This is a genomic window from Actinoallomurus acaciae (assembly GCF_042429965.1).
Taxonomy (GTDB): domain Bacteria; phylum Actinomycetota; class Actinomycetes; order Streptosporangiales; family Streptosporangiaceae; genus Actinoallomurus; species Actinoallomurus acaciae.
The window spans coordinates 1-9,421 of sequence record NZ_JBHLZP010000323.1; the positions used below are offsets into that span (position 1 = coordinate 1).

10 protein-coding genes and 1 pseudogene are annotated in these 9,421 nt (G+C 72.9%); 5 read left to right on the forward strand and 6 right to left on the reverse strand.

Annotated elements, in window-relative coordinates; genetic code table 11:
* The 3 genes from ACFFNX_RS32525 to ACFFNX_RS32535 form a co-directional block, all read left to right on the forward strand.
* Positions 1-1,412: glycosyl hydrolase family 65 domain-containing protein (locus ACFFNX_RS32525; protein ID WP_378209701.1), on the forward strand; the 1,412-nt coding region annotated here is incomplete at its 5' end.
* A gap of 392 nt (positions 1,413-1,804) precedes the next feature.
* Positions 1,805-2,254: a pyridoxamine 5'-phosphate oxidase family protein gene (locus ACFFNX_RS32530; RefSeq protein ID WP_378209702.1), complete on the forward strand. Its 450-nt coding sequence runs from the start codon at positions 1,805-1,807 to the stop codon at positions 2,252-2,254.
* Positions 2,255-2,298: 44 nt separating this feature from the next.
* A complete protein-coding gene (locus ACFFNX_RS32535; RefSeq protein WP_378209703.1) occupies positions 2,299-3,036 on the forward strand; it encodes a class I SAM-dependent methyltransferase in 738 nt (245 codons plus the stop codon).
* Here ACFFNX_RS32535 and ACFFNX_RS32540 read toward each other — a convergent pair.
* From ACFFNX_RS32540 to ACFFNX_RS32565, 6 genes are read right to left on the reverse strand one after another with little or no spacing between them, the layout of a single operon-like run.
* Positions 3,033-3,473 (reverse strand): hydrogenase maturation protease, encoded by a 441-nt coding sequence (locus tag ACFFNX_RS32540; RefSeq protein WP_378209704.1) that lies wholly within the window; start codon positions 3,471-3,473, stop codon positions 3,033-3,035. The genes ACFFNX_RS32535 and ACFFNX_RS32540 overlap by 4 nt on opposite strands.
* Positions 3,470-4,762, reverse strand: coding sequence for a Ni/Fe hydrogenase subunit alpha (locus ACFFNX_RS32545; protein ID WP_378209705.1), 1,293 nt, complete (start codon positions 4,760-4,762; stop codon positions 3,470-3,472). The genes ACFFNX_RS32540 and ACFFNX_RS32545 overlap by 4 nt, the downstream gene beginning before the upstream one ends.
* Positions 4,749-5,507, reverse strand: a complete 759-nt coding sequence (locus tag ACFFNX_RS32550; protein ID WP_378209706.1) for an NADH-quinone oxidoreductase subunit B family protein — start codon at positions 5,505-5,507, stop codon at positions 4,749-4,751. Before ACFFNX_RS32550 ends, ACFFNX_RS32545 begins: the two co-directional genes overlap by 14 nt.
* 13 nt (positions 5,508-5,520) lie before the next feature.
* Positions 5,521-6,315: an FAD/NAD(P)-binding protein gene (locus ACFFNX_RS32555; protein ID WP_378209707.1), complete on the reverse strand. Its 795-nt coding sequence runs from the start codon at positions 6,313-6,315 to the stop codon at positions 5,521-5,523.
* A 5-nt stretch (positions 6,316-6,320) separates the two neighbouring features.
* Positions 6,321-6,800, reverse strand: a complete 480-nt coding sequence (locus ACFFNX_RS32560) for a Crp/Fnr family transcriptional regulator (protein ID WP_378209708.1) — start codon at positions 6,798-6,800, stop codon at positions 6,321-6,323.
* Positions 6,793-7,905 carry a 4Fe-4S dicluster domain-containing protein gene (locus ACFFNX_RS32565; protein ID WP_378209709.1) on the reverse strand — a complete coding sequence of 371 codons (1,113 nt, stop codon included), beginning with the start codon at positions 7,903-7,905 and terminating at the stop codon, positions 6,793-6,795. Before ACFFNX_RS32565 ends, ACFFNX_RS32560 begins: the two co-directional genes overlap by 8 nt.
* 191 nt (positions 7,906-8,096) lie before the next feature.
* On the opposite strand from ACFFNX_RS32565, the gene ACFFNX_RS32570 reads away from it, so the two are divergent.
* Together ACFFNX_RS32570 and ACFFNX_RS32575 are read left to right on the forward strand one after the other, a co-directional pair.
* Complete coding sequence (locus tag ACFFNX_RS32570; protein WP_378209710.1) at positions 8,097-8,996, forward strand: universal stress protein; 900 nt, start codon at positions 8,097-8,099, stop codon at positions 8,994-8,996.
* Positions 8,993-9,421: pseudogene (locus ACFFNX_RS32575) on the forward strand (Acg family FMN-binding oxidoreductase); the annotation flags it as partial. The gene ACFFNX_RS32570 and the pseudogene ACFFNX_RS32575, both read left to right, overlap by 4 nt.

The window sequence follows — 9,421 nt, forward strand, 5'->3', positions numbered from 1 at the left end:
TGGACGTGGGCGTGCCCGCCCGCGGGCTGCACGGGGAGGCGTACCGGGGGCGGGTCTTCTGGGACGAGCTGTTCGTGCTCCCCTTTCTCAGCCTGCGGTTCCCCGAGGTGGTCCGGGCCCTGCTGCGGTACCGGTGGCGGCGGCTGCCGGCGGCCCGGCGCGCGGCCCGCGAGGCCGGACACACCGGCGCGATGTACCCCTGGCAGAGCGGCGGCGACGGGCGTGAGGAGACGCAGGTCCTTCACCTCAACCCCCGCTCCGGCCGCTGGCTGCCGGACAACTCCCGCCTCCAGCGGCACGTCGGGCTGGCCATCGCGTACAACATCTGGCAGTACCACCAGGCAACCGGCGACCTGGAGTTCCTCTGCGAACAGGGCGCGGAGACGGTGCTGGAGATCGCCCGGTTCTGGGCGAGCGCCGCGACCTACGACCGCTCGCGCGGCCGGTACGACATCCGTGGCGTCATGGGGCCCGATGAGTACCACGACGCCTACCCGGACGCCGACCGCCCCGGCCTGGACAACAACGCCTACACCAACGTCATGGCGGCATGGACGCTGCGGCGGGCGCTGGACGTGCTGGACCTGCTCCCGCCGGGGCGGCGAGCCGTACTCCGGGAGCGGCTGGCCCTGACGGACGAAGAGCTGGCACGGTTCGACGACGTCAGCCGGCGGCTGCGGGTGGTCTTTCACCGCGACGGGGTCATCAGCCAGTTCGAGGGCTATGAGGAGCTGGCCGAGCTCGACTGGGAGGGCTATCGGAACAGGTACGGCGACATCCGGCGTCTCGATCGCATCCTCGAGGCCGAGGGAGACACGCCGAACCGCTACAAGGCGTCCAAGCAGGCCGATGTGCTGATGCTGTTCTACCTCCTGACCGCCGACGAGCTGCGGGCGCTGTTCGCCCGGCTCGGCTACCGTTTCGCCCCCGAGGCGATCCCCAGGACGGTGCGGTACTACCTCGCCCGCACCTCACACGGCTCGACGCTGAGCGCCGTCGTGCACGCCTGGGTGCTCGCCCGCTCCGACCGCCCCGCCTCCTGGCGGTTCTTCCTGGAGGCCCTCGACGGCGACCTGCACGACGTTCAGGGCGGCACCACGAGCGAGGGGATCCACCTCGGCGCCATGGCGGGAACGCTCGACCTCGCCCAGCGGTGCTACACCGGGCTCGAGGTGCGCGAGGACGTTCTTCGGGTCGCCCCGGCGCTGCCCCCGGGCCTGCCCGGCCTGGCGATGGAGCTGGAGTACCGGGGCCACTGGGGGCTGCGCCTGTGCGCGGACCACGAGGAGGTCCGCCTCGACCTGCCGATCTCCACTCGGCCACCGATCCGGGTCGCGGTGGACGACGGACCCGTCACCGATCTGGCGGGCGGGCGGTCGCTCCGGTTCGGCCTCGGCCGTGAGGACGGATGACCGGAGCCGGCGTACGCCGCCTCTGGTTGCCGGGACCGGCGATCGGCGAGCGTACTCCTCACGAGGCGCGGCGCCATGAGGACGGCACCGTACGGCGCCATGACCGCGTGGGTGACCGTCGGCGGAAGGGCGTGAGGGGTCGTGCGGTGCTCGCGCCGTCCCTGGCGGCTAGAGCTCCGTGGAGCGGGAGGCCGTGCCGTCCGGTGGGAACCGTGTGGGCAGGCTCGCCGTGGGGCATCTTTCTCCGGCCCGGCCGCGGTGATACGGGAGGGGCGGGAGTCACGGCTCCCGGCCGAAGGGGGCGAAAGGTCCCGGTCTCAGATGACTTCCGGCCGGCCTTCGGCGCCCGGTCGTCCGCCGCGGAGGCGCGCCCGGTCATTACCGTGGGAAGCGTGGGAGACGGGATGACCGGCGAGCGCGCCGTGCATCGGACGCTCGGCCGCGACACGTGCCTTTCGCTGCTGTGTTCGGTGGACGTCGGGCGCGTCGCGTGGGCGACCGACGACGGTGAGGTCACCGTCGTCCCGGTGAACTTCACTCTCGCCGGTGAGGACATCGTTTTCGGCACCGCCGCCGGAGGCAAGCTGGACGCGGTGCGCAGCGGCCGGATGATCTCGTTCGAAGCCGACGATCTTGAGCCCGCGCTGCGCTCCGGGTGGAGCGTGCTGGCGGTCGGCCGTGCCGAGATCACCGCGGAGACCGAGCCCGCCGGTCTGTGGCCGGTGCCATGGGACCGGCGTCCCAAGCCCTACCTGATCCGCCTTCATCCCGAACGAGTGAGCGGATACCGGCTTCTGCCGCGCGGCGGAGGCGTCTCGATCGAACGGTTGAACGGGCCGTAGTGGCGCGCTACCGCCATCGAGCGCCCCTTTGGCAGGATGCCGGTATGACGACAGCCGAGGAGCGGCAGAAGCACCGTCAGGCGGGCTCATTCGGCGTCGCCGCGGACGCCTATGAGCGTGGCCGCCCGCCCTATCCGCCGGACGCGGTGGCCTGGTCGGTGCCCGAGCACGCACGGACCGTGGTCGATCTCGGCGCCGGCACCGGCAAGCTGACCCGCGCGCTGCGGGCCCCGGGCCGTGAGCTGGTCGCGGTCGAGCCGTCGGCCGGGATGCGCGAGCAGTTCTCCCGGGTACTTCCCGACGTGCGAGTCGTGGAGGGGACGGGAGAGTCGATCCCGCTACCCGATTCCAGCGCGGACACCCTGGTCTGCGCGCAGGCCTGGCACTGGGTCGACCCGGAGCGGGCGGTCCCGGAGGTCGCCCGGGTGCTGCGCCCGGGCGGTCGGCTGTCCCTGGTGTGGAACCGCCGTGACGTTTCGGTGCCCTGGGTCGCGGAGCTGGACCGGATCCTGCGCGACTACGCGGCGGCGCCGACGGAGGACCGGCAGGTGGAGCGTGTGAGCGCGCCGTTCGGCCCGGTCGAGCGGCAGGACTTCCGCTGGAGCCATCCGCTGACGGTCGCGGAGCTCATGGACATGGTCGCCTCCCGCAGCTACGTGATCACTCTGGAGCCTGCGAGGCGAGAGGAACTGCTGACGCGGGTCCGCGCGCTCGTGGACGCACGGCGTCCGGCAGAGATGCCCTATGTGACGGAATGCTACCGAACGGAGCTCGCGCCCTAGCGGCGGGCTTCGCGGCTGAGCGTCGTGATGCGGTCGGCGACGTCGGTCACGGCCCGGACGACCGGCGGGCTCAGGCCGGGGCCGAAGCCGAAGTCGGCGCCCTCGATGACGTAGACCCGCATCGCGGCGGGCATCCGGCCGAGGGCCTCGCCCAGCCGGGCCGCGGTGCCGAGGCCGAGGGCGTGGCTGCTCGTCCCCGACCCGGCATCGCCCACGACGTGGAGTTCGCGGACGCGGCCGGGCTCATCGGCGGACGGCATGGCGTCGACCACGATGGCCAGGTCCGCGCCGGCCCACAGGTCGAGGAGGCGGCTCGGCTCTCCGTCGGAGACCGCCAGGGTCGTCCCCTCCAGCGACCGGCCGCGCAGCTCGCCGACGACGGCCGGACCGGCGCCGTCGTCGCGGCGGAGCTCGTTGCCGACGCCGATGACGATCACGAGCGTTCCACGGTCAGGTCGAGAAAGTGGGTCGCGCAGGAGATGCAGGGGTCGTAGTTGCGGATCGCCCGTTCGCACACCGCCGTCAGCGCCTCGTCGTCCAGGTCGAGGCGCGCCTGCACCACGGACCGCATGTCGTCCTCGATCGCCGCCTGGTTCTGGGAGGTCGGCGGGACGATGCGCGCCGAGTCGATCAGACCGGCGGGGTCGAGCTCGTAACGGTGGAACAGCAGGCCTCGCGGTGCCTCCGTCGCCCCGCGCCCGATGCCCGCGCGCGGCGGTACGGCGACGAACGGCTCCGGCGGCGGCCGGTACGCCTCGATCAGCCGCAGCGCCTCCTCGACCGCGTAGACGACCTCGACGGCGCGTACGGCGATGCTCTGGAAGGGGTTGCGGCACACCTCCGCGAGGCCCGCCGTGCGTGCGGCGTCGCGGGCGAGCGGCGACAGCCGGTCCCGGTTGAGCGCGTAACGCGCCAGGGGACCGGTCAGGTATCGGCCGCCGCCGGCGAGACGGGCGTGCAGGGCCGTGGAGTGGGGCACCTGCTCCTCGACGATGTGCTCCTCGAAGTCGGCGATCTCGAACGTCCGCCCGCCGGTGGTGCGCGGGACACCGCCTTCGATCGGGTAGACGTCGGCGGTCAGGGCGAGGAACTCGTGGTCGAGCCGGTCTTCGGGCATGGCGAAGCCGGCCACCCACGCGACCGTGGCGAGGGCGTCGTCGAGGGCACGGCGCAACCGTTCGGTCAGCGGGGCCAACTCCTCGCGGGTGGGCGCGCGGTAGAAGCCGCCGACCCGGACGTTGACCGGATGGATGGGCCGGCCGCCGATCAGGTCCATGATCGCGTTGCCGGCCTTCTTCAGGGCCAGGCCGCGTTCGACGGCCTGCCGGTGGTCCCGCGCCATCTCCACGGCGCCGGGGTATCCGAGGAAGTCCGGGGCGTGGAGCAGGTAGATGTGCAGGGTGTGGCTCTCGATCCACTCGCCGCAGTACAGCAGGCGCCGCAGCGCCTCCAGGCTCTCGTTCACGGTGACGCCGCAGGCGGCCTCGATGGCCCGGCACGCGCTCATCTGGTAGGCGACCGGGCAGATCCCGCAGATCCGGGCGGTGATGTCGGGTGGCTCGGTGTGGGCCCGGCCGCGCAGGAACGCCTCGAAGAACCGGGGCGGCTCGTAGATGTCGAGCCGGACCTCCTCGACCCGGCCGTCACGGGCCCGTACGTACATCGCGCCCTGACCCTCGACACGGGCCAGGGCGCCCACCCGTAAGGTGCGCTCACGGTGGGTCATCCGGCTGCTCCTCGAACGCGGCGACGTTGAAGGTGGAGAACACCCGGTCCACCTCCGGGCGTGACATGCCGATATTGCCCAGCCACGTCTTCAGCGAACCCATGTTCGGCCTGGTCGCGGGGCCGAAGCAGCCATAGCACCCGCGTCCGTACGCCGGGCAGATCGCGCCGCAGCCCGTGTGGGTCACCGGGCCCAGGCACGGTGTGCCGTGGGCGACCATCACGCAGACGGTGCCGCGCATCTTGCACTCGAAGCAGACCGGATGATTCGGGATGCCGGGCTTGCGGCCGGCGAGGTACGCCGAGATCACCTCCAGCAGCTGGCTCCGGTCGATCGGGCAGCCGCGCAGCTCGAAGTCGACCGGGACGTGCGCGGAGATCGGCGTGGAGTCGGCCAGGGTGGCGATGTACTCCGGCCTGGCGTAGACGACGGAGCGGTACTCCTCGGTGTCGGCGTGGTTCCGCAGCGCCTGGATGCCGCCCGCGGTGGCGCACGCCCCGATCGTGACCAGCCTCCGGGAGACGCGGCGGATGTGCTTGACGCGCTCGGCGTCGGCGGGCGTGGAGATCGATCCCTCCACCAGCGAGACGTCGTACGGTCCGGGCGCGATCATGGCGGAGGCCTCCAGGAAGTGGGAGATCTCCACTTCGCCGGCGAGCGTCAGCAGTTCGTCCTCGCAGTCGAGGAGGCTGAGCTGACAGCCGTCGCAGGAGGCGAACTTCCACACGGCGAGCTTCGGGGACACCGCCGGCTCCTTCCTAGAGTTCCTTGACGCTCAGCAGCGGCGCGGCGTCGCGGTAGGGCACGACCGGGCCGTCGCGGCAGAGCAGCCACGGGCCGAGCTGGCAGTGCCCGCACCAGCCGATTCCGCAGCGCATGTTGCGCTCCAGGGAGATCCGGATGTCATCGATCCCCCGGGCGAGGAGTTCCCGCGCGGTGAGGCGCATCATGATCTCCGGTCCGCAGACGAGCGCCACGGTGTTCGCCGGTGCGGCGTCGAGCCGGCCGACGAGCGTGGTGATCAGGCCGACGTGTCCGTCCCAGCCCGAGTGCGCCCGGTCGACGGTCACCTCGACCCGGACCCCTCGCCGGCGCCAGTCCGCCACCTCGGCGGCGTACAGCAGGTCCTCGGGCGTACGGGCACCGACCAGGAGCGCGATGTCACCGTAGGAGCCGCGGTGCTCCAGGGCGTACAGCAGCGCGGAGCGCAGCGGGGCCAGCCCGATGCCGCCCGCGGCGAGGACGACGTCGCGGCCGGTGGCCTCCTCGACGCCCCAGCCGGCGCCGAGAGGGCCGCGGACGCCGATCATCTGCCCGGGCCGGGCCTCGTACAGGGCGTGGCTGACCGCGCCGACGTCGCGGACGGTCTGTTCGAGGTACGGCCCGGTGCGGCTGACCGAGATGGGCGCCTCCCCGACGCCGAAGGCGTACAGCATCGTGAACTGCCCGGGCCGGACCGGCGCGATCGGGGCGCCGCACGGCTCCAGCGTGAGGGTCGCCGTGTCGCGGGTCTCCACGCACCGGGAGATCACCCGGTACGGCGTCGGCGCCATCGCGGTCACCACGGGCCTCCGGCCGGCGCGCCGTACAGGTCGAGGAGGCGCATGCGGGTGTTCTGCAGCCGATCGAGCATGACCGCGGCGAACCTGCGGGTCAGCTCGTACCCGAGCGCGGCATCGGCGGCGCACCGGATCCGTACCGCCGCGGCGTCGAACGCGATGGCGCGGACCGGCTCCGCCGTGACGGCCCCGAACCTCCATTCGTAGGGCGGGAAGAGCCACGACCAGCCCAGCACCGTTCCGGGGCCGAGCGACTCGATGATCAGGTCGCCGCGGCCGGGCACGTGGAGGTCGAGCACGACGCGACCGGCCCGGATCAGCCAGAACCGGTCCGCCGGCTCGCCCTCGTCGAAGAGACGACGGCCCGGGGGAAGGTCGTCGGATCGGGCGACGTCCGCGAGCCGGTCCAGGTGGCCGGGCGGCATGCCGCCGAAGAACTCGTGGTCGGCGAGGACGGACGCGGGCAGGTGCTCAGCCACCCTGGGCCTCCCGCTCGTCGCGCAGGGCGGCGACCTCCTCGGTCAGGTCGATGCCGACGGGGCACCACACGATGCAGCGGCCGCATCCGACACAGCCGGAGGAGCCGAACTGGTCGTGCCAGGTCCCCAGCTTGTGCGTCAGCCACTGGCGGTAGCGGCTCTTGCCGGAGGTGCGCACGCTCCCGCCGGGCAGGTGGGAGAAGTCCAGGTCGAAGCAGGAGTCCCAGCGCTGCCAGCGTTCGGCGTGCTCGCCGGTCAGGTCGGTGACGTCCTCGACGGTCGTGCAGAAGCAGGTCGGGCAGACCATCGTGCAGTTTCCGCAGGTCAGGCAGCGGGACGCGACATCGTCCCAGCGGGCCGCGTCCAGGGCGCCGGCCAGCAGGTCCCGCAGCCCCCCGGGCTCGGGCAGCTGCCGGCCCATGCGGTCGGCGGCCACGGCGACCTCGGCCAGCGCCCGTTCCGTCGTGGTCTCGTCCGCCTCTCGGCGGGGGATCCGGTCGAGCATCGCGGCGCCCGCGCCGGTGCCGACCTCGACGAGGAACCGCCCTTCGCCGATCATCTCGGTGAGCGCGAGGTCGTAGCCGGCCTCGGCGCGAGGGCCGGTGCCCATGGACGCGCAGAAGCAGGTCTCGCCGGGCTCGGTGCAGTTGACCGCGATGATGAACGCGCCGGTACGGCGTGCGCCGTACGCCTCGTCGGGGTGCGCGCCGCCCGTCATGACGTGGTCCAGCACGCCGATCGCCCGCAGGTCGCAGGGGCGGACGCCGAGAAAGGCGTACCGGGGCGGCGTCTCCTCCGCCTCCTCGATCGAGAAGCCGCCGTCTTCGGTGCGCCGTCCCTCCCACAGCTTCACCCGCGGCGGGTGCAGGAACGGTTTCCACGACTGCGGCCCCGCGGAATGGGCGAACGCCGCGTCGTCGTCGCGCCGGTGAGTCCGGTACCCACCCGGTTCGAGCGTGACACCCCAGCCGTAGGGGAGATCGTCGGCCGACGCGAGCTCGGCCAGGACGATCGCACCGTCGCGATGGACCGGTCCGATCACGGTGTAGCCGTCGGCGCGCAGCGCGTCGTACAGATCGGCGAGTCCGTTCAATGTCCACGGCATGGCGTTCCCCTTGCCCCCTTGCTCAGCGTGACCGGTGACGCCGACGCCCCGAACGGGGCGAAGGTCCCGTGGCCCGAGGCCGTTCGACACTCACGGCCCGGCCGCGACGGGAGGGAGGGTTGCGAATGGAGGAGGTCATTGATGCAGATCATCCCGGGACCCCGCGGCCGACCACGGGAACGAGACCGCCGATGAGGGCCGGTGACCCCCCGGTGACCGACGTCGTCGCGGGAACCGACGGATCGGACCGCGGCACGTCCGCGGTCGAGTGGGCGGCCGACGAGGCGGCCCGCCGCGGTCGCACCCTGCACATCATCCACACCGTCCCCTGGCTGTATGGTTCACCGATCGACCCGGGGTCCGGGGTGGTACCCGACGAGGTGATCGCCCGGGGCCGGGCCGTGCTCGAGACGGCCGTCTCCGCCGCCCGCGAGCGCGTCCCCGGCCTGCTCGTGGAGAGCGAGCTCATGGCCGGCTCGCCCGCCCGGGTCCTGCTGGATCGGGCGCGTACCGCCGCCCTGGTCGTGGTCGGCGCGCACGGAACCGGCCTGGCCGCCCGGCTGGCGATCGGCTCCACGGCTCTGCAGGTCGTCACGCACACGTCCGTACCCGTCGTGGTCGTCCGTGAGACGGAGCACGTCACATGGCACGAGGTCACGGTGGGTGTCGACGGCGCTGAGACGGAAGGGCCGGCCATCCGCTTCGCGTTCGAGGAGGCGGCCGCGCGAAAGGCGCGCCTCCACGCGATCCACGCCTGGTCGCACCCCGGCTCGGGGGGACCGGGCGACATGCAGCCGCTGGTCTACGACCCGGCCGTCGTCGACGAGGAGGAGGGACGCGCGCTCGGCGCGTCCATGGCGGCGTGGCGGGCCGAGTTCCCGGACGTGGAGGTGTGCTGCGAGGCGGTGCACGGCCGTCCGGCCCGGATCCTGGCCGGCGCCTCGGCGCGGTCCGACCTTCTCGTGGTCGGCTCGCGTGGGCGCGGAGGCTTTCCCGGCCTGCTGCTCGGCTCGGTGAGTCACGCCGTGCTGCACTCCGCGCACTGCCCCGTGGCCGTGGTGCGCTCCGAGCCCCGGCAGGAGGAATCGTGAACACCGCCGATGCCATGTCCGAACAGGACACCGCGCACTTCCTCGTCGACGCCGCGGGGTGGGCGCCGTCGGTGCACAACACCCAGCCCTGGTGGTTCGGCACGCGAGGCTCGACGGTGACCCTGCACGCCGACCCCGACCGCCGGCTGAACGTGGCGGACCCGGAGGGCCGGGAGATGCTGATCAGCTGCGGTGCGGCGCTGTGCACGCTCCGCCTCGCGGTCCGCCGCCTCGGCCGCGGTCCGCGGGTGCGGATGGCCTCCGACCCGGAGCGCCCCGGGCTGATCGCCGACGTGACGCTGGGACCGGCCGAGCCGCCCGGCGAGGACGAGAACCGGATGTATGACCAGATCCGGCGCCGCCGCACCCATCGCGGCGGCTTCCGGCCCGAAGGCCTGCCGGCCGGGCTGTTGCAGGCGCTCCGC

Coding starts and splice junctions, on each gene's coding strand:
- ACFFNX_RS32535 (WP_378209703.1), top strand. CDS start 2,299: ATGACGACAGCCGAGGAGCGGCAGAAGCACCGTCAGGCGGGCTCATTC.
- ACFFNX_RS32545 (WP_378209705.1), bottom strand. CDS start 4,762: ATGACCCACCGTGAGCGCACCTTACGGGTGGGCGCCCTGGCCCGTGTC.
- ACFFNX_RS32555 (WP_378209707.1), bottom strand. CDS start 6,315: ATGGCGCCGACGCCGTACCGGGTGATCTCCCGGTGCGTGGAGACCCGC.
- ACFFNX_RS32565 (WP_378209709.1), bottom strand. CDS start 7,905: ATGCCGTGGACATTGAACGGACTCGCCGATCTGTACGACGCGCTGCGC.
- ACFFNX_RS32570 (WP_378209710.1), top strand. CDS start 8,097: ATGAGGGCCGGTGACCCCCCGGTGACCGACGTCGTCGCGGGAACCGAC.